Genomic DNA, 19,748 nt, shown 5'->3' with positions numbered 1-19,748 from the left:
TGTGCTTGATAGCACAGGGTTTCTCTCGTAAGTAGCAGTTTCTGCCGCCTTTACATCATCTTTTTTATTTCATCTTTAATGGATTCCGCCTGCGGCCCGAATACGACCTGAACCGCGCCTTGACCCAGACGCATGACACCGGATGCGCCTAATTTTTTCAACTCCGAGTCCTTTACGGCCTTCTCATCTTTAACGACAAGGCGCAGACGCGTGATACAAGCATCGATGCTTGTAATATTATCCGCACCGCCGATGTTTTGCAAAACCTTGGCCGCCTTGGACTCATTGGATGCCGCGCCGGATGGAGCCGGGGCAGCTGTATCGCCCTCGTTAGAAACCGTATCCACGTCGTCATCCTCCTCGCGTCCAGGTGTTTTCAAGTTCAGCTTGACAATGAGGATTCTGAACAGCAGATAGTAAACGACTCCGAAAGCCAAGCCGACCGGCAGGAGCAGCCAAGCATTGGTAGACAGCTTCAGATTCACCAGGTAATCGATCAGGCCCGCCGAGAACGAGAAGCCCAAATGCACATCCAGTGCATACATGATCAACCCGGAAAGACCTGTCAAAATCGCATGCACCACATACAGTACCGGAGCAATGAACATGAACGCGAATTCAAGCGGTTCGGTGATCCCCGTCAGGAACGACGCCACTGCCGAACCGATAAAGATGGAGCCGACGAGCTTGCGTTTGGACGGCTTGGCGGTATGCATAAAGGCCAGCGCCGCAGCCGGCATCGCAAACATCATGATCGGGAAGAAACCGGACATGAACATACCGGCCGTCGGGTCTCCCGCAAAGAAACGCCACAGGTCGCCGTGAACGACTTCGCCCGCAGCATTGGTGTAATCGCCGATCTGGAACCAGGCGATGGAGTTTAATACGTGATGCAGACCCAGAGGGATCAGCAAGCGGTTAGCCGTACCGAAGATGAACGAACCGATGCCTCCCAGACCGACAACCCAGTTGCCGAAGGCGGAAATGCCATCCTGGATCGGGCTCCATATCATGCCGATCAGCACTGCCAGCACCATCGTGGAGGCTGCCGTGATGATCGGAACGAAGCGTTTACCCGCAAAGAAGCCCAACCAATCCGGCATCTTAATGTTGTGGAATTTATTATACAGGTAGGCGGACCACAGACCGACAAAGAAACCGCCAAGAACGCCCATATTCAGCTTCACGTCATCCGGTATAAACGGCATTTGCAGCGGCACTTGCGCCAGTACTCTTGTAAGCACCATGTACCCGATAAGGGCGGAAAGACCCGCAACGGCATCCCCGGCGAATCCGATCGCAACGCCGATCGCAAAAATAATCGGCAGATTATCCAGAATGGCAAGGGCGCCGGAAGTCATGAACGGAGTTACATATTGATTCAGAAAAGCTCCAAGAGCTCCCAAGGGTATGTCTTTTTGATAGTCGATCAATCCAAGCCCCTGCAAGATACCTGCCGCAGGCAACGTGGCCACCGGCAGCATAAGGGACTTACCCAGCTTTTGCAATTTAGCCAGCATGTCAATCATCCTTTCAACTTCAATAATTTAGCTTCTGCTGAAACCGTTTACATAATGCGTCGTTATAATAACCATTTTTTTTCATTCACCCCGGAAAAGAAAAACCTCAGAAAATCCTCCTCCTTGCGAGCATTTGTATTCATCATTTTAAGGCGGCATGGATGCCATTATCATTCTAGGGTCAACAAAAAAAGCCAAGAAGAACGGCGACTATGCATTAAATAGTCCGTTACTTCTTGGCTCATGCCCATGTTTATGGTAACACGCCTTAAAACGTATTCATTTGATGTTGTTATCTTAATTCACGTCTTCCTGTTTTGTCAACAACGAATATTTAATTCCCTATCGAATGGAATTATTTCAATTCGATGGTCATAACAGGACTTTGGCCGGACACGACATCACCGGTCTGACCGTCCACCTTGGAAGCCACTTCATCCGCATTGGTTACGATAATCGGCGTAATCGTCGGATAACCGGCGGCCTGGATCGCAGCCATGTCGAATTCGATGAGCGTCTGACCCGACTTCACCTGATCACCGGCTTGAACATGGCTTGTGAAGCCTTCCCCCTTCAAACCGACTGTGTTAATCCCGATATGGAACAAATATTGCAGGCCGGTTGCGGGATCCTCCAGCATGACGGCATGCTTGGACTTGATGACATGCGCAACGGTCCCGTCAAATGGCGCGATTAATTTGCCTTCGGCAGGCTCGATGGCAATGCCTTGGCCCATATGTCCGGCAGCAAATGCCTCATCGGGCACTTGGGACAAAGGCACGGCTTTACCCGTCAATGGAGCTGTGAGTTGAATGACTGTAGCTGTTTTTTTCTTTTTCCAACGATCAAACATGTTAAGATTCCTCCCTGGGTTGATTCTTTTGTTGTAGTCGGCCTGTGAAGAGCCGGTATAAATGCATAGCTAGAAAGCAGACCTCCGCTTCGGGCACTTTCTTGCCGAGTTCTTTCTCCATCATGCCTGCGAGACGTGTTGCCAAACCGTATTCCTGCGTGAACTTGGAGCGGATTTGTTCCGCAAACGGATTGTCGACATGGATTTCCTGATTCAGCATGCGGTCTACCGAGAATCTTAAATGCATGAGCAGACGAACATAATCCATGCTTCCCCGGTCAAAGGCGACCTGCCGCTCCTCTTCAATATATTTCACCAGGCTCCCCACCACGTTCGATGCCTTGACCAGATGGCCAACGGGTACATGACTGACGGCCGAATACACATGGTAGGTCAAGAAGCCAATCTCATCCTCGGGAACCTCTATATCGAAGGTCTTGCCGATCAATTCCGCTGCCTTGGCTGCGATATCATATTCTTTTGGGAAGCTGATCCGGGTTTCTTCAAGGAAAGGATTAATAATATCCATGCCTTTGCGGATTCTGTAGATCGTAAACTGGATATGGCTTGGAAGCGCCAGGTATACCTTGTCATTTAATGTGCCCGGAAATTCCTGTCCGATGAGATTCAGTATTTGATCCGTAATCTCCATCACCTGCGGATCAAATTCTTCCAGCAGATGGTGAGCTTGGCTCCACTGCTCCCGATCCTCCAGCCTGAACAGCTTTTCAATCCGCTTATCGTCCGAAGCGATCGTGCCGCCAATTTTTGCGCCGAAGCCAATGCCTTTGCCTAAGATGACGTATTCTGATTCTTTTTTGCCGCCAGTAACCATCACGACATTGTTACCAATAACACGAACGACTGTAAACAACTCGATCCCGCTCATTAACTTCCCCCTTTCCTTTAAGTTTAAACAGTGTTCAGTCATAGGATTCATATGCGGAGAAATACTCCCACCGCATGAACATTGAAAAAGCCAAGAAAAGACCCCCTTTAAAAAGATGTCTCTTCTTGGCTCATGCCCTGTTTCAGGTAACACGCCGTTTTATGTTTCTACTATGTTTCCATCATAAAACAACCCGCCTGCATTCGTCAACTTACGACATGCCCTTGCAAGGAACAGCACATTAGCGCCGTCATATCCCGATTTTGACTTGCTCGCTTATTACCCTATCCATGTCTGAAGGGTAAGGATGACCTCGCGGATTTGTAGCGGCTTGTGAAGGTAGCCGTTCGCACCTTCTCCAAGGAATTGATCCGAATCCCTCATCGCATTCGAGCTCATGACAATCAGAGGCAGATCGCTCCACTCCGGGTTCTCCCGAATCCGCTTCATCGTTTCGACGCCGTCCATTTCAGGCATGACCGTATCCAGCAATACCGCATCGATGGAGGGATGTTTGCTTAACAGCTCCAAGCACTCGAAGCCGTTCTGGGCTGTGTGCACGGTCAACTGGAGTTTCTCCAGCGCATTGGTCAATGCGTACACATTCCGTATATCATCGTCGACGATCAATACGGTTTTGTTCTCCAACCGGCTAAGCTCCTCCTGTTCGTACTCTTCCATCCGGATATCGCTCAAGTTGTTGTCGCTTGCCGTGGCAGCCACTTCGGGCAGCATAAACAGGCTGTCGACTGCACCGCCCTCCGTAACGAGCGGCAAATATAATATAAAGGTGCTGCCGATTCCTACTTCGCTCTCCACGGTTATATACCCACCAAGCAGTTTGGCCAAATGCAGCGATATGGATAAACCGAGACCCGTGCCTCCGAATTTTCTGGCGGTGGTTTCTTCGCCTTGCTGGAATGCTTCGAAGATCGGCTGTAGATGCTCTGCCGCAATCCCGATGCCGGTATCCTCAACGGAAAAAGCAATGACCTCGCCGCTGATAATGAAATCCGAAGTAACAATCGAATTCATTTTCTTTACCCGCAGTTTCACGCTGCCGCTCTCCGTAAACTTAATCGCATTGGAGAGCAGGTTGCGCAGAATTTGATGGAGGCGCATCCCATCGCTGTACATCATGTCGGGCAGGTCATCCGCCATCTCGATATCAAATTCCAGATTTTTGGATTCCGCGCTTTTGGAGAAGTATCCTTCCATCAGCTCCGGCAATTCCGTCAAGTTCACCAAGTCCATTTCGATCTGCATCTTACCTGCCTCGACCTTGGACAGATCCAGGATATCATTGATCAAATTCAACAATTCACTGCCTGAATTATGAATGACGGTAGCGTAATGTTGTTCTTCCTCCGTCAGATTCCCCTGTTTGTTCTCCGCCAAAATCTGGGAGAGGATGAGCATGCTGTTCAGCGGCGTCCGCAGCTCATGGGACATATTGGCCAGGAACTGCGATTTATATTTGGAACTCTTCTCCAACTCCTTCGCGTATTTTTCCAATTCGCCGGCTGCGATTAAAGCCGCTTCCTTTTGGGCTCCCAACCGTTCATTCAGCAGATGCATTTCCACGGAGTGCGTTTGAAGCTCCTCGGTCTGCGCTTGCAGCTCTTCGGTCTGGCTCTGCAGTTCCTCATTCAGCGTTTGTGATTCATGATACAGCTGCTGGATTTCCATTTTGCTTTGAATCGAATTCAAAGTCACTCCCAGCTGGAAATTCAACTGTTCGATCAGCTGAATCTCCAGATCGTCGAAGGGTTTGAACTTGGCCAATTCGATCACGCCGAGAACTTGTCCCTCAAACATCACGGGCGCCAGCAGCAGCGTGGAAGGCTCAGCATCGCCGAGTCCCGATTCGATCCGCACATAGTTGGGCGGTATATCATCCAGTATGATCATACGCTGCTCCAGCATGCACTGCCCCACCAAACCTTCGCCCGGCAGGAAGCGATCCCTGACTTTGTTCCAAGGCTCGCCGTCCGGGTCGGCAAATGCAGCAGCCTTAACCAGTTCCGATCCTGACCGGGTAATAAACACCGCCCCGTACGGAAGCTTCATGATCAAAGCCAGCTTATGTATGAAGAACTGCACGGCCGTCTCCACGCGATCGGACGATTGAAGAATCGTCGACATGACCGAAACATGGTCCTTGGCCCAGTTCTGCCTGCCGACCTGTGCGAGCAATTCGTTGGTTGTATCGGCCAGCTGACGGACCTCGTCATTGGAATGCACATGGATACGCTGGGAGAGGTTTCCTCCCTTGACGATGTCGGAGATGATGTTGGTTACTTGGTTGATCGGCTTTACAATGCTTTTCGATATGACCCAAGCCGCACATATGGTGATCAGTGCCGCCCCGGCCCATAACAGATACATCGTGTACAATAAACGGGCATTGCTCTCCTTCATTTCCTCGATTCTGCTGGTTGTCAGTTCACGTTCCTTGCTTCGAAAGGAGAGGAACAGCTCATGAATGGAATTCATCGCCTGCTTTCCGGGATCGTTAATAAAGAAATGAAGGGCCTCTTCATCCTGTCCCAGCTGCATGAGTTGAACCGCAGGCTGTCCGGCGTTGGTAATCCACTCCTTGATATTCTCCTTAATATTTTCCAGATGATTGGCTTGCTCCGAGTTATCGCTCACAAGCTTGTACAGCTTGTTATAATTGATCTGCCAGGACGACAGCGCTTGGTTGAACGGCTCCAGGTAGGTTTCATCGCCCGTAATGACGTACCCTCTCTGGCCGGTTTCCATCTCCAGCATATTCTTCTCGATTTCATGCGTGAGATTATGTACTTCGATATCATGTTTCTCTATAAAATCCGCTTCTTGCTGCAGGGAAGCGATACGGTCGGAGACAATCCAGAGAAAAGCTCCAAGACACATTAATATCAATAAATAGCCGATGACAATCTTGCTGCGGATGTTGAATTTCAGGTTGTTAGACATACGGCTAACCTCCCTTATTATCGATCAGTATAAGTCTGCTCATATTCTCATAGTAATTGTTATGAAAATGGTTTACAAGCAAAACCAGTTTTCATGTCATTCAATGATTCTTTAGTCGTAGGCAGTCAGATTTATAAACGTTTGGGCATATATTGTTAGGGGACGTGCTTGTATACTATTAATAGTATCCAGCCAAAAAAAGGAGGACCGCTCATATGAGGAACGTAACAGCGTTTGCGGAGACACTGCGGTGACAAGGCATGTATATCATTCCAGGAAACAGGCTGAACGTACTGCCGGTCGTGGAGCAGCGAACGTGTCGTCCCTGGAGCTGCCCCTTCTGCAGGGCATGTTCATGTCGGAAATCCATCTCGACCGCGGTGAGGGCCTCCCGCCTCACGGCCATCCGGATACCGATGAATTGTGTTACATCATTCAGGGAGACATCAGTTATTCCCTGGTGGATCCGGGAAGTCACCGGAATCTCGTGTTTCAAGCCGTGACCGGTCAGGTGGTACATGCCCCGATCGGTTGGTGTCACTGGATTACATCGCTATCCCCCGGAACAATCCTTCTCTTGATCTATCGGACCGGGGATCCGCACCAAATCGATCTTGCACCGTTATGGCCTTATTCGCTATACAAAGAAGTTGCCTTTGAAGGTAACGACCCGAACAAACGGCTTTACTCGAATACTCTCCTTACGCCCGTCCCGCTGCAAAACAGGATCGAGAGCGAGACTCCGGAGAAGCCCCTGCCGGGGCCGCCATGGCTCAAAACCGGGCAACCTAACAACAAAACCACACGGAGCCGGTGATCGGCCACGTGTGGTTCGTGTTGCTGGGTCACTTCTTATGTAATGATTTCGCTCGCATTGTATGGCATTAATCAATATAGAATTTTTGTTCAGGGCGGATCTGCTTCTTCAGCAGCCGCAAGTCGGCTTCCAGCTTCGCCACCGTCTCTTCGATCTCTTCGGGATTCAGTGCCGGACGCTCAGCTTCTGGCTTAACGCCAGCCCTCAGATCGCGAATGGTGATCTGCTGCTCCTGCCATTTATCCATCAGATCGGAGATGGTGGCATAGAACCGCTCATAATCTTGGATCACTTCGTCCAGAAAGGAATCCACTTCTTCCTGATCGTAACCCCGCAGTTTATTCGAAAAATTCTTTTCATGGATAGACAAAGCGTCCAGTTGAATGCCTAGCTGACGAAAAAGCTTTTTCTGTTTATCCAATCGGCGTTTCATGTGTTCATCCATAACGATTTACCTCCAAATATTGGTGCAGCCCCTTCTTCTTAGCCTTCTCTCTAACATTGTTTATATCATATTAAGCACCGTGATTAAAACACTCCGGGGCTTTTTTGGAGAATGTTCCAAAAACGGCAGGCCGTCATTCCCATGCTTCATGTGATTGTTGCCAATCCATTTCGGGTATTGAATTTATAAGAAGTTCTATAGTGCACATAACCCAGAGAGGAGCGACTATTCCTATGTCCAGCATGACAAAACAACAATACAGTGAACTAAGACAACGGTTGCTCAGTGATAAAGAACGGTTGGAAAATCAATTGGAGTCCCGGGAAGACACCAACAAGGATCTTTCCCTGCGAGACTCCACGGGAGAGCTGAGCGCTGCCGACAACCATCCCGCTGACGTAGGCACCGAAGTTTTCGAGCGCGGTCGGGACCTGGCCATTCAGGAGACGCTCGAGCTTGAATTGGAGCAGATTGATGCTGCCCTGCAGCGTATGGACCAAGGCAAATACGGAACCTGCGCCGAATGCGGACGGGAAATTCCGTATGAACGGCTGGAAGCTTTGCCTTATACGGCCTATTGCCTCGAGCATACTCCGCGAAAAGACATCAACGACAACCGTCCGGTTGAAGAGGATGTCATGACCCCGCCCCCGTCGGGCGCGGGCGTCAACCGCCAAGCAGCCGACGGTAAATTTGATGACGCCGGCGCTTGGGATGCCGTGGAAGATTACGGAACTTCCACATCGCCCGGCATGTCCATAAAACCCGGACAAGATGATTATAAGAAGAATGTATGAATTGATTTGGCAAATTAGAAGGGAAAGCTGGTACCTGACGCTCGGGTACCAGCTTTTTTTGCGTAATCAAGATTTTTTATGGTTCCGGACATTGGAAGCAAAAAACTCGTATTCGTCGTACTCTTCCCCGCGCTTCTTTTTATAAGGGGTTAGCATTTTATCCAGCTCAACAAATAACTCGCGCGCTTCATCTTCGCTCATATACAAGGTGGTATTGGTCAACATGGACGTCGCTTCGCCATCCTGGCTCATATTTTTAAAGAAACGGTCTCGATTCTGGTCGAACAGCTCGGATAATAATTTGTTCGTTTCGGATCGAATCAATTCCTTGATGACCGGCTCGTCGGAATCCGCCCCGCGCTTGATCTTTACCGTACCGACAAAAGGCTCGTAATATTTAGCGATAATTCCGTTGATCTCTTTCGTGGATACGATCTTGACCAGGCCGATCCGCTCCAGCTTCTTCATATGATAATGAACCTTCGCAGGCACATCCCCGATCTTATCCGCAACCTCCTTTACGGTTGCCGGACGATCCATCTTGTTTAATACATTCAAAATCTGGAGCCGATATGGATCTGAATATATTTTGATCTCTTCCAGTGTAGTCAATTCCTTCGTTTCCACACCGTACACCTCAGCTTCACGTTAATTTTTCACCTTTTCATTATAGGCCGAGAATGTCGAAATTACAAAATGGCGATGGGTTCAGATGGCACGGAAACTCTTCTTTCGAAACAGGAACAGCACGGGCACCAGCATGACGAATCCCATCATCGAGAAGAGCACCGGAGGGGAATGATGCTCTGCCACAACTCCCGTTATCAAGCTTCCGACAGGAATAGCAGCCGTGCACAATACCGTCATCAGGGCGCCAATTCTGCCAAGCATATGCCGCGGCGTTACTTCCATCAGATACGTCGAGATCGGGGCATTCAGCATCGAGACGGCAAAACCGGCAACGAACATGCAGACCGCCGCGGACTCCACGCGCCACGCCGGGAGATACCCCGGAATCCCTAATGCAAAATATCCGATCCCGAGCATGATCGATCCTGACATGATCAAGGTGCTCTTTTTGAAACTCTTGCCGTAGCGACCAATCCAGAGCCCGCTGCAAACCATACCGATCAGAAGCGCCGTTCCCATTACGCTCAGACCTCCCGCTCCGGCACCCAACGTCTCCTTGACGTAGACCGGCTGCAACACGTTCAACGGTGCCAAGCAGAAATTATTGATCATCGCCAGAACCGTCGTGATGAGAAGCAGCGAATGCTGCTTCACAAACAAAAGCGCCTCTTTGATGTCGCCGAGCACCGTTCTGTTCTTCTCAGGCACCGGTCCAGAGAATTCGGCCTGTTCGGCCGCTTCCGGATTCGGCATGAATGCAATAATAACCGCGGCGATTAGAAACGTCACGGCATCGATCAGGATCGTTCCCGAGATTCCGATCAAGGCGATCAGGGCTCCGGCAATGGACAGACCGATTAATTCGGCGCTGCGGCTAACGGATGTGGAGAAAGAATTACCCGCGAGCAGCTGCTCCTTGGGGAGCAGCCGAGGAACGATGGAGGTTTCGGCGGGTCTCGAGAAACATTCGAGCGTTGAATTCAGGAACGTGAAGACAAACAGATGCCAGACTTGAAGAGAACCGATCGCATACAGAAAGGCCGTCAGAGACACCACGATGCCGCGGCTGAGGTAGGTTAATGCGAGGACTCTTTTCTTAGGCCAGCGGTCTACAAAGGTTCCCGTAAACAAACTGAAAAGCAATCCCGGCAGAAAGTTAAAAGCGAACAAGGTTCCCATTAACAGCTCCGAGCCTGTGAGCATATAAACCATCCAGCTGTAAGCGATGGAATCCAAGGAATCCCCTAATCGGGTAATCGCTTGAGCAGATAAATAAATCAGGTATGGACGGATTTTCAACAATTGGCCAAATCCTTGTTTTTCCAAAACGGCGGCATTTTGCATGTTTCTTTCTCCTCTTCGTTATGAAATGGTCTCATTAAATTTTATTGTTCATTAAAATTATAATTACGTTAAATATTTTTTAACGTTAAGTTTATTTTAATGATTTTGAAGAGGAATGCAATAGGCAAAAAAAATAAATCGCCATGTTGGCGATTTATGGTCTAACGTTTATATTTGATAGCGCAGCATTATTTAATTTCCACCCGCGAGGATGATCTCGCAGCTTGAAGGCATGCTTCGATGGCTCTGATATTGCTGATGGCATCTTCCGGCCCGTAAGGCAATGGCGCGCCGTCCATCACGGCAGCAGCCATGGCATCCGCTTGCAAGGCAAAATGGTTGTAAATCCCCACTTTCTCCTCGCGGGTTCCCTTGGCCGTATGAACGAATATCTGGGCCATATCCTCCATTCTCTCCCAGCCGAAGGCGGAGGGCAGCTCAATCCTGCCGTCGGTTCCCGCAATCTCTAACGAGCATCTGGAGTAGGTCCACATGCCACAGTCGAATGTCAGGCCCAGTCCATTGCCAAATTCCATCATTCCATGGACCATCATGTCCACGCCGTCATGCTCCTCCGAGAAAAAAGCGTGGGCCGTCACGGCTTTAGGCTCCTGCCCGTATATCATTCTCGCCGCCGAGATGGGATAACAGCCCACGTCGTAGATCGAACCTCCGCCCATGTCCTTGCTGTAGCGGACATTGCTTTTATCCTCCGCATTGTTGAAGGTGAACGACCCGTGTATTCCGCGAAGCTGGCCGATTTCGCCGCTTTCGATGATTTCGCGGACGCGTGCGTGCTTCGGATGGTAGCGGTACATGAAGGCTTCGGCGAACAGCACGTTGTGTGCTTTGGCTGCCTCAGCCATCTCACGGACATCCGTTTCCGTCAGGGCCGCCGGTTTCTCGCACAGGACATGCTTTCCGGCCTCAGCGGCTTTGATGGTCCAAGGTTTATGCAGGTGATTCGGCAACGGAATATACACCGCATCAATGTCGGGATCCGCCAGAAGCTCATCGTAAGAACCATAGTATGTTTTAATATGGTATCGTTCCGCGAGTTCCCTGGCTTTTTCGGCATTGCGGCTAGCGACGGCCCCAACCTCACAGCGTTCCGATTTCAATATGCCGGGTATCATTGAATTTCTTGCTATACGGGCGGTACTCATAATCCCAAAGCGCAGTTTCTTGCTCACGAGGCCATTCCTCCTTTGGCTGCATTCCGGATCGAATTTTAATAATTGTCGTTTACGGCTTTATGAAGGATCCCCAAGCATCGATCCAAATCGGTCTTAACCTGTTTTTTATAGTGTTTGGCCTTCTCGGCACCTTCGTCAGTAAAATGATAAAGGACGATTTCCTGGAAATCGACCCGCGGATCGTTTCCTTTCAGCTGTTTGGTACGGTATAGAACACCCTCCTGCACCAATTCATGCAGAGCACGATAGATTTCGCTTTGCGGCGGCGAATATCCATGGCTCTTGAATTCCTGCCGAAGTTCTTCGAGCATCTGATATCCATATCCGCGCTGCTGCTCCACCATGGTGATAAGATATACTTTGATAAAAGCGCGCTGCGCGATCATAAATGCCATCCGGACGCCTCCTCCTTCACGAGCTACTTGTCCCATAATATACCTTATTATAACCCACAGTTTCCCAGTTTGCACAATAGGAAGCATCCTTCTCTTTTTAAACCAAGAAGGCGTGGATTGAAACGTTGGCAGGTGATGGTCGCATGGGAATGGAGCAGGGAAGCGCATGCTTTTTCTATTGTGAATTTTTCATATGTTGAATTTATATAATGCTTGGTTTTTCACCTGTTGTTGGTTCGCTCGTTTGGTTCGTTTGGGTCTTGGGAGCGATGGCGCGAGCCCATGAAAAAGCCCACCCTAAAGGGTGGGCTTCAGTTTATTTTCACATGCCGGTGGTTGTCCCGGCGGATGGATGCGATTTGCCGTATGGCCGAATAGAGCGAGGGTTCCGTGCACCCGCGATGCCGACGAGCCATTTTCCGAACGGCAGCTTTGCAAGCAGGCGTGTTGCGGCGTACGCAATCGCCACGCTGATGACCCATGAAGAAAGGATCCTCACCAGGGATGGCATGCCGATCAGCAGATACTCATCGACTGCATAGCTTATCCGGAGCGTTAATAAATGCATCAGGTAAGCACCGTACGAATAGACTCCAATGGAGGTTAGGAGCGCATTCGTCCGCGCTCCGACATGGCGGGTAATCCAGCCGGCCGTATCGTACATGACCATGATGGAGCTAATCAGGAAAAGCGCCATCATCGGCCGCAGCAGCGACAAGGAATAGAACGTGATCGCTCCATTCTCCGCTGAACGGATTTCATTCACGGCCTGCATGAGCATCCAGCCGAACGTAAATGCAAAGACCAGCCATATGGCCGGCCGGGCCTTCTTTAGCCATTTTATCCAAGAGGCATGATATAAGCCGGCTGCTGCCCCAAGCGCAAAATAGAAGAAATAATAAAGCGCATTCCGATCCGCATAGGTTGTGAACAGCTCGCTCCACACCGGTATGCTCAAACTTCCCATCCAGTGTCCGATATCGTTGATCACTCCCGTCAAGCCCACGTACAGCAGCCCGGAAAGAATCAGTATCGTAAGCTGCGTCCGAATGCCGCATCGTTCCTTGATTCCTAGTATGGCGGATCTGAAGAGTGGATACAGCAAATAAAATTGGAACAGCATAATAATATACCAAAAATGCGAGCTGGCTTTTCCGGTTAACCATACTTCCCCAAGATATTTCCAGTCCCCGATCAATGCGGGATTAAACTTATGATTGATTATTAACGTGATCAGGGTCCATACGGCAAAAGGAACATAAATGTCGCCGAATCGTCTCTTGATGAACCTGCCGTATTGCAAACGGCCTTTATCATTATAAAACAGCACCATGCCGGTAATAAAAATAAAGACGGGCACAGCGAATTTCGTCGCCATCAGGAGGAAGCCCATCATCAGGCCATCGTTTGCCGTCATCCCCGGGGCTACCGAATAATGCGCGATGGAATGCTGCAAAACCACAGCCAGGAAGGCCATTCCTCGGAGGCGCTCGATCTCCGGAATTCTTTGTTTGGACATACTGCTCCCCCTTCATGCTGGCTTCGTATGAATCAACCTCATTGTAAGGGACTTCTCCCTTGAGGGGCTAATCCAATTATTTACTGGGCATGAAGGCTGGCTCCATACCTAGCATTCATCCGTATGATTATATATATAATGAAAAACTTCTATCGGCGTGCGTTCACGGAAGACTTACCGCGGGTAGAGACCTTTTTTCTAACGACTTGAAGGCACAAAGGATAAAGTGTTTACTTTCTGAACACAAAAAAACCGGTTCCGAATCGGAACCGGTTCACGCTCCTTACAGCAGCGTAGTTCCTCGCGGCGGCAGTGTGTCGTTCCGGTCTGGATCAACCGCACCATATCGCCCCTCGTTTCTGTAATCGTAATCGCGGAATATATCGTAAATGCCGGTATTCTCTTGATCGGCGTCAACCAGTACCAGAATCCGTCCCTGCTCGACATAGGACTCATATTCCTTCGCCTCATCTTCCGGAATGCCCAGGCCGATAAAACCTCCGACCAGCCCGCCGGCTCCCGCACCGACTGCTGCGCCCGTAAGCGTCGCTGCTATCGGTCCGGCTGCAAGAATCGGGCCGATGCCAGGAATGGCAAGGGCTCCCAGCCCAGCCAGCAATCCTGCCGTGCCTCCAAGTATGCCGCCTGTTGCTGCACCCGCAGCTACTCCTTCGGGAGCCATCGTTCCCGTCTGCTCGGCAATCATGTCCGCCTCGCGTTTGTCCTTCGCTATAATGGATATGGCATCGTTCGGGATCCCGTGCCGCTGCAGCTGCTCTATAGCTTGAGCCGCCTCCTGTTCCGAACGAAATACCCCAACAACTTTCTTCTCCATGATAAACCCTCCTCATCGGTGGTCGTTCATATTTAACATTACCCGACGGAAGGGAAAATTAAACGTAGCGCTGCCTTGTTATGCCTTGGGTCTGGTCCGATTTGTTGCAATCGCCTCCAGCGGATCATCTGGCCAATAATGCTTAGGATATCTACCCTTTAGATCCTTTTTCACCTCGTAATACCCGTGTGCCCAAAAGCTCGACAGATCCGAGGTAACCTGGACCGGTCTCTGCGCAGGCGACAACAAATGCAAGGTCAGCGGAACCCGCCCGCCGGCAATTCGCGGCGTGTCCCGCATCCCGAACATCTCCTGCAGACGAACGGCCAGAAACGGCTGTTCAGGGTTGCTGTAGTTGATCGGGATCTGCGACCCGCTCGGCACCCTGATATGCGTCGGCGCTTCTTTCTGAAGCTGCTGCTTCTGCTCCCAGCTGAGCATATGCTCCAAGAGCGTTCCGGGTGCCAGTCGCCTGATATCATTACGATTCCGCAGCCCTTCCAAATAAGGAAGCAGCCACGCTTCCGCACGATCCAGCAACCCTTCGTCCGATACATCCGGCCAATCCCCTTCCGCTTCGTGCCGGAACATAAAGGCCATCCGTTCTCTCAACTGCACGGCCGCCTTGCTCCACTGAAATAAACCAAGGCCCTCCTGCCTGATCCCTTGCAGCAAGGCGCGCGCCATTTCCTCCCCTGTCGGATTGGGATAGGCTTGTTCCTTGACCACGATGGCTCCCAGCATCAGCTTCTGCCTGGCTCTGATGCTGCCGGAAGCTGTATCCCATGCGACTTCTTTCTGCTGTTCCATCTCGTCAAGATAATACTGTTCAAGCCAGGCTTCGTCCATTTCGGAAGCTAGCTGGATATTCCCGTCTGCACCTTGATCGTCTACGGTTGCGGCCACAATATACCGGGCACGGCTCATAGGCTGAACCGCAGCCAGCTTCACGCCCCTGCCGCTGCGCATGAGAAACCCGCTGCCTCCCCTGTTCTTCGCGATCCGATCCGGATAGGCAAACGACAGCAGCAGGCCGCAGAGGTCCAGGTCACCGTCAGCTGCATATTCGATATTCAGCTGGGCGTGGAGCTTCCGAATCTCTTGTTTCATCCGCTGCAGCACGGCTTCGTTCGCCGTGTCCTGCTGGGCGGATCGCAGTCCTTGCTGTTCAAACAAGAGAAGCCGTTCCACGCGCGAACGCAAATCCTGGTCCCGAAGCGCTTCGCTTCGGCTCAGTATATCGCGCTCCTGAAGCAGAACGGCGATTCGGATGGCTAGCGGGGCCTCGCCGATTTCCTGTGCCTTCAGCAGCATGTGAGCCAGCCTCGGATGAACTCCAAGCAGCGCCATCTCACGGCCGTACCGGGTGATGCTGCCCGTATCATCCAGAGCCGATAGCTGCTTCAATAACGCTTGACCTTGCGTATAGGCCAGCCGAGGCGGCGCGTCAAGCCAAGCGAGCTGCTCCGGATCACGCGCACCCCATACAGCCAATTCCAAGGCCAGCGGCGCAAGATCGGATTCGCGGATCGCCGGAATGGTACTCTCCGGCAGATGGCGGTGCTCTTCCTCACTCCACAAGCGATAGCACACGCCGGCCGAGACGCGGCCTGCCCTGCCCCTTCTCTGATCGGCGGACGCTCTGGACAGCCGCCTCGTGATCAATTGCGGCAGTCCCGTTCTCGGGGAGAATACCTCTGTTCGCATATAACCGCTGTCCACGACGGTTTTAATCCCCTGAATGGTAATGCTGCTCTCCGCGATGCTTGTGGACAGAACAATTTTACGCCGTCCGTTCACATCGCGTTTTATGGCTTCATCCTGCTTCTCCGCTGAAAGCGCGCTGTATAATTCACGAATGACGACTCCTGGATTTAAACCCGTTCTTAATAATTCATTCGCGGTCCGCCTGATTTCACGAGCCCCTGGCAAAAATACGAGAATGTCGCCTTCCTGTTCGGAGAGCGCGCGCGTAATGGCGGTTGCCGCACCTTTATGTATCTCATCCAGTGGGAACGAGCGCAGATAGTGAGTCGTTACCGGAAAAGCACGCCCTTCGCTGACGATGACCGGTGCGTCTCCAAGAAGCTTCGCAACCGGCTCCGCCTCAAGGGTAGCGGACATGACCAGCAGCCTTAAATCCTCCCGCAGCACCGCTTGGGATTCCATCGCAAAAGCCAGTCCGGCATCGGCCTGCAAATTCCGCTCATGAAATTCGTCGAATATAATCATACCGATGCCGGTCATTTCCGGATCATCCTGCAGCATCCGCGTCAAAACGCCTTCCGTGACGACCTCGATCCGGGTGTCCCGTCCGATCTTGCTGTCCATCCGGACCCGGTACCCGATCGTTTCTCCAATCGCTTCTCCCAATGAGGACGCCATATATCCCGCCGCTGAGCGGGCCGCGATCCTTCTGGGCTCCAGCATGATGATCCGTTTGCCGGCAAGCCAAGGTTCATTCAGAAAAGCAAGCGGCACTTGCGTCGTCTTCCCTGCACCCGGTTCGGCGATCAACACGGCATGAGTTCCTGTTGATAAAGCCTTTTTCAATTGCGGTAATACTCGGTGAATCGGTAGTTCAGTCATGGATATCTCTCCGTCATCCTATCGAATATCAATATAATCCCTTAATTATATTAAACAGCCGATTTACGTCAAGTAGGCCATTGGCTGGCAAGAATCGATGCATATGCGCTACAATATGAATATCATTCCCATGGAACATCAAGATTCAATTAGTCGGAAGGTGAAATGGATGGAGCAGCAAGCCACATTTCGCGGCCGCTTTGCCCCTACGCCATCAGGTAAGATGCATATCGGCAATGCATTGACCGCTTTGCTTGGATGGCTGCAAATGAGGAGTATGAACGGTCAATATATACTCCGAATCGAAGATATCGATGTGCAGCGTTCCCGTCAAGAGCTCGCAGACGAGATCATGAGAGATCTGGAATGGCTCGGATTGGATTGGGATGAAGGCCCCGGCGTTGGCGGAGCCTGCGGGCCGTATCATCAGGCTGCTCGCCACGCGTTGTACGAACGGGAAATCGTCAAACTGAAGGAATTGAATATGTTGTACCCCTGCTATTGCAGCCGGGCGGATATAACGGCAGCAGCCAGCGCACCGCATGGCATTGCATCGGAGGGCTTTCGCTATCCGGGAACCTGCCGAGAGCTGACCCGGGACGAAGCTGCCCTGAAAGAGCTTCATAAGAAACCTTCGCTGCGCATGAAGGTGCCGCACAGAATCGTTTCCTTTGTTGACGGCATTGCCGGGGTGCAGCGGTACCGGCTATCCGACGGCGGAGATTTTGTCGTGAGGAGAGCCGACGATATCATTTCGTATCAGCTCGCGGTGGTGGTGGATGACGCGCTAATGGGCATAACCCATGTGCTCCGTGGAGCTGATCTTCTGGACTCCACCCCTCGTCAGCTGCTATTGTATGAAGCGCTCTCCTATCAGCCGCCGCAGTTTGCGCACACACCGCTGATGGTGGATGCGGAGGGCAAACGGCTGGCCAAGAGAACCCGCGGGCTCAGCCTCTCCTTTCTGCGCGGCCAGGGCATCTCGCCGGAACGCTTAACCGGCTGGCTGGCATGGACAGCCGGGCTTCTGGATCACCCGGAAGCAGTAACTCCTGCGGAATTGATCCCTATTTTTGATTTATCGAAAGTTTCTTCATTCCCCATAAAAATTACGGATCCTGTCAAAAACCGGCTGTTCGAGCTTTAACTTTAGCGAAAAACAATCAGCGCCAGCCCTTTCATTCTCGAGACGAGAAGAAAGACTGGCGCTGTTCCGTTATTCCTTACCTGTTAATCGTTCCCTGACCTTGGACTCATACTGCGTAAACGCGCTGTTCCCGCTTAATCCCCGCTGTTCCAGCAGCAACTGCAGCCTAAGGTGCTTTTCGTTCAGCTTGCGTTTGAGCTGCTCCTGCTCGCCCTCGTTTCGGGTAGCGCCGAGCAAATCATAGAGCTGGACGCATTCCTTCCGAAGCGTGACTTCTTCAGGAACGTAACCCGCGTTTTTCATGATGCGGTAGGACATCCTCAAATCTTCCGGGATGTGCGAAAGATCGTCGATCGGGAGTTTTTTGCCGGCAAGAGGCAGGTTATCGAATTCTCCGTTAAGGATCGCTTCCTCGATCTTCTGCTCAGCTAATCTGGAAAAGATGCTCATGTTAAACCAGCCTCCTCCTGTTCCCTCGTCCACTCATCATAAATCAGCCCGCGGGATATTCCAAGTTCTAAATGTAGGGGATCACACGCAGGTTCATCTCCCATCCCGCTTATAATATTACAACAGCGATTCCGCGCCATCTATGAAGATCTGCGCCCCAGTAATATGTCTCGACTGGTCGGAAGCGAGGAACGCCACCAAATCGGCGACCTCTTCGGGCGTCCCCGGTCCGTCTGACAGCGGCTGGCTTCCTTCCGGATATTCAACCGGTATCACGATTTCCTCCAGATCCCCTTGCTTCTTCGTGCTTTGGTCGATGTTGGTGGATATTGCGCCTGGACAAATCACATTGACTCTGATCTTGAATTGAGCCAGCTCCAGCGCAGCCATTTTCGCAAAAGCGACCTGTCCCGCTTTGGTTGTGCTGTAGGCGCTCATGCCAAAGTTGGAGAAGGTTCGAGTGCCATTGACGGAGCTCGTAATGATGATGCTGCCCTGTCCCCTCTTCTTGAGATGCGGAATTGCATATTTGACCGTCAGGAACGTCCCATTCAAATTTACGTTCAGCGTCTTGGCCCATTCCTCCAGCTTCATTTCATCGATCGGCGTCATGACGCCGTTGATCCCTGCATTGGCAAATACAATATCGACGCTGCCAAATATCTCCACCGTTTCAAGGACTGCCTTTTCCACCCGGTCGGGATCGGTTGTATCCACGTCGAATGCTCTGGCCGCCCCTTCGCGAATGGAGTTGATCTCCGATTCCGCTTGATGGGTCCGGTCATCCAACAGATCGAATAAGGCCACATTCGCGCCTTCCTTTGCCAGCTGAATGGCAGCCGCCTTCCCAATGCCTGAGCCGGCACCGGTAATGATTGCCGTTCTCCCATGGAAACGTCCGTGTCCTTCATTCATGTTCAACACGCTCCTTTTGTCGTTATCCGTTATGCGTTCATCTGTCACAAGATTACCCAAAAGGAGTTGTTTTATAATCATGATTTCTAATTTTTTGCAAGATCCGGTTAGACTTACACGTCCGTGCGCGAAAAGATATAGGCTGAGAGCTGATAGGAAGCGAAAACCACCAGGCAGGATATACCGAGTCCATGCCAAAGATAATCCGTTGGCAGGCCATCCGACCACAGCGTATTGATGGCCATCGTAATCGCGAACAACACCGCTACCAGCACCAGCTTCAGCGTTTGTCCGCCCTTGGGCCCCAGCCAATAATAGAGAGGATAGTACACGGCTATAAACAGGATCAAGGAAATGCCGGACACTATATTTTGGTAAAGAACAGCGCCTTCTCCATCCCCGCCTAACCGTTTATTTTCGAATCCAAGTAAAAAAGCCGGACCTCA

18 protein-coding genes are annotated in these 19,748 nt (G+C 51.2%); 3 read left to right on the top strand and 15 right to left on the bottom strand.

Annotation, left to right across the window (positions count from 1 at the left end; translation table 11 throughout):
- Positions 1–50 precede the first annotated feature (50 nt).
- The 4 genes from nagE to BMX45_RS02235 all read right to left on the bottom strand — a co-directional run bounded on the left by nagE (position 51) and on the right by BMX45_RS02235 (position 6,223).
- Positions 51–1,520: an N-acetylglucosamine-specific PTS transporter subunit IIBC gene (gene nagE, locus BMX45_RS02250; RefSeq protein ID WP_090908297.1), complete on the bottom strand. Its 1,470-nt coding sequence runs from the start codon at positions 1,518–1,520 to the stop codon at positions 51–53.
- Between the two features lie 355 nt (positions 1,521–1,875).
- Complete coding sequence (locus BMX45_RS02245) at positions 1,876–2,373, bottom strand: PTS sugar transporter subunit IIA (protein ID WP_090908296.1); 498 nt, start codon at positions 2,371–2,373, stop codon at positions 1,876–1,878.
- Between the two features lies 1 nt (position 2,374).
- Complete coding sequence (locus BMX45_RS02240; RefSeq protein ID WP_090908295.1) at positions 2,375–3,262, bottom strand: PRD domain-containing protein; 888 nt, start codon at positions 3,260–3,262, stop codon at positions 2,375–2,377.
- A gap of 279 nt (positions 3,263–3,541) precedes the next feature.
- The gene (locus tag BMX45_RS02235) at positions 3,542–6,223 is read right to left on the bottom strand and encodes a CHASE3 domain-containing protein (RefSeq protein WP_090908294.1); all 2,682 of its coding nucleotides are present in this window, start codon (positions 6,221–6,223) and stop codon (positions 3,542–3,544) included.
- A 250-nt stretch (positions 6,224–6,473) separates the two neighbouring features.
- Here BMX45_RS02235 and BMX45_RS02230 point away from each other — a divergent pair, with 250 nt between their 5' ends.
- The gene (locus tag BMX45_RS02230) at positions 6,474–7,040 is read left to right on the top strand and encodes a cupin domain-containing protein (protein WP_090908293.1); all 567 of its coding nucleotides are present in this window, start codon (positions 6,474–6,476) and stop codon (positions 7,038–7,040) included.
- 67 nt (positions 7,041–7,107) lie between these two features.
- Here the strand turns inward: BMX45_RS02230 and BMX45_RS02225 are convergent, their stop codons facing one another.
- Complete coding sequence (locus tag BMX45_RS02225) at positions 7,108–7,485, bottom strand: DivIVA domain-containing protein (protein ID WP_090908292.1); 378 nt, start codon at positions 7,483–7,485, stop codon at positions 7,108–7,110.
- Between the two features lie 233 nt (positions 7,486–7,718).
- Between BMX45_RS02225 and BMX45_RS02220 the strand changes: the two genes are divergently transcribed.
- On the top strand, positions 7,719–8,282 hold the full coding sequence (locus BMX45_RS02220) for a TraR/DksA C4-type zinc finger protein (RefSeq protein WP_090908291.1): 564 nt from the start codon (positions 7,719–7,721) through the stop codon (positions 8,280–8,282).
- Between the two features lie 66 nt (positions 8,283–8,348).
- Here the strand turns inward: BMX45_RS02220 and BMX45_RS02215 are convergent, their stop codons facing one another.
- The 7 genes from BMX45_RS02215 to hrpB all read right to left on the bottom strand — a co-directional run bounded on the left by BMX45_RS02215 (position 8,349) and on the right by hrpB (position 16,790).
- Positions 8,349–8,909 (bottom strand): winged helix-turn-helix domain-containing protein, encoded by a 561-nt coding sequence (locus BMX45_RS02215; RefSeq protein ID WP_090908290.1) that lies wholly within the window; start codon positions 8,907–8,909, stop codon positions 8,349–8,351.
- 81 nt (positions 8,910–8,990) lie between these two features.
- Positions 8,991–10,256: an MFS transporter gene (locus tag BMX45_RS02210; RefSeq protein WP_090908289.1), complete on the bottom strand. Its 1,266-nt coding sequence runs from the start codon at positions 10,254–10,256 to the stop codon at positions 8,991–8,993.
- A 188-nt stretch (positions 10,257–10,444) separates the two neighbouring features.
- Positions 10,445–11,449, bottom strand: coding sequence for a Gfo/Idh/MocA family protein (locus BMX45_RS02205; protein ID WP_090908288.1), 1,005 nt, complete (start codon positions 11,447–11,449; stop codon positions 10,445–10,447).
- Between the two features lie 38 nt (positions 11,450–11,487).
- A complete protein-coding gene (locus BMX45_RS02200; protein WP_090908287.1) occupies positions 11,488–11,847 on the bottom strand; it encodes a replication termination protein in 360 nt (119 codons plus the stop codon).
- A gap of 322 nt (positions 11,848–12,169) precedes the next feature.
- Positions 12,170–13,366: an acyltransferase gene (locus BMX45_RS02195; RefSeq protein ID WP_090908286.1), complete on the bottom strand. Its 1,197-nt coding sequence runs from the start codon at positions 13,364–13,366 to the stop codon at positions 12,170–12,172.
- Between the two features lie 283 nt (positions 13,367–13,649).
- Positions 13,650–14,201 (bottom strand): general stress protein, encoded by a 552-nt coding sequence (locus BMX45_RS02190; RefSeq protein ID WP_090908285.1) that lies wholly within the window; start codon positions 14,199–14,201, stop codon positions 13,650–13,652.
- A 78-nt stretch (positions 14,202–14,279) separates the two neighbouring features.
- Entirely contained in the window at positions 14,280–16,790 is a 2,511-nt protein-coding gene (hrpB, locus tag BMX45_RS02185; protein WP_090908284.1) for an ATP-dependent helicase HrpB, read from the bottom strand.
- 169 nt (positions 16,791–16,959) lie between these two features.
- Here hrpB and gluQRS point away from each other — a divergent pair, with 169 nt between their 5' ends.
- On the top strand, positions 16,960–17,937 hold the full coding sequence (gene gluQRS / locus BMX45_RS02180) for a tRNA glutamyl-Q(34) synthetase GluQRS (RefSeq protein ID WP_090908776.1): 978 nt from the start codon (positions 16,960–16,962) through the stop codon (positions 17,935–17,937).
- A gap of 69 nt (positions 17,938–18,006) precedes the next feature.
- Here gluQRS and BMX45_RS02175 read toward each other — a convergent pair whose 3' ends face one another.
- From BMX45_RS02175 to BMX45_RS02165, 3 genes are all read right to left on the bottom strand, one after another.
- Complete coding sequence (locus BMX45_RS02175) at positions 18,007–18,387, bottom strand: DnaJ family domain-containing protein (RefSeq protein WP_090908283.1); 381 nt, start codon at positions 18,385–18,387, stop codon at positions 18,007–18,009.
- Between the two features lie 117 nt (positions 18,388–18,504).
- Entirely contained in the window at positions 18,505–19,302 is a 798-nt protein-coding gene (locus BMX45_RS02170) for an SDR family oxidoreductase (RefSeq protein WP_090908282.1), read from the bottom strand.
- Between the two features lie 113 nt (positions 19,303–19,415).
- Entirely contained in the window at positions 19,416–19,667 is a 252-nt protein-coding gene (locus tag BMX45_RS02165) for an ABC-2 transporter permease (protein ID WP_254777919.1), read from the bottom strand.
- Between the last annotated feature and the right edge of the window lie 81 nt (positions 19,668–19,748).

Source organism: Paenibacillus sp. cl141a (assembly GCF_900109305.1).
Classification (GTDB): domain Bacteria; phylum Bacillota; class Bacilli; order Paenibacillales; family Paenibacillaceae; genus Paenibacillus_AQ; species Paenibacillus_AQ lautus_A.
Note: the sequence above shows the minus strand (reverse complement) of the source record. Positions and strands in the feature narration are given on the sequence as shown.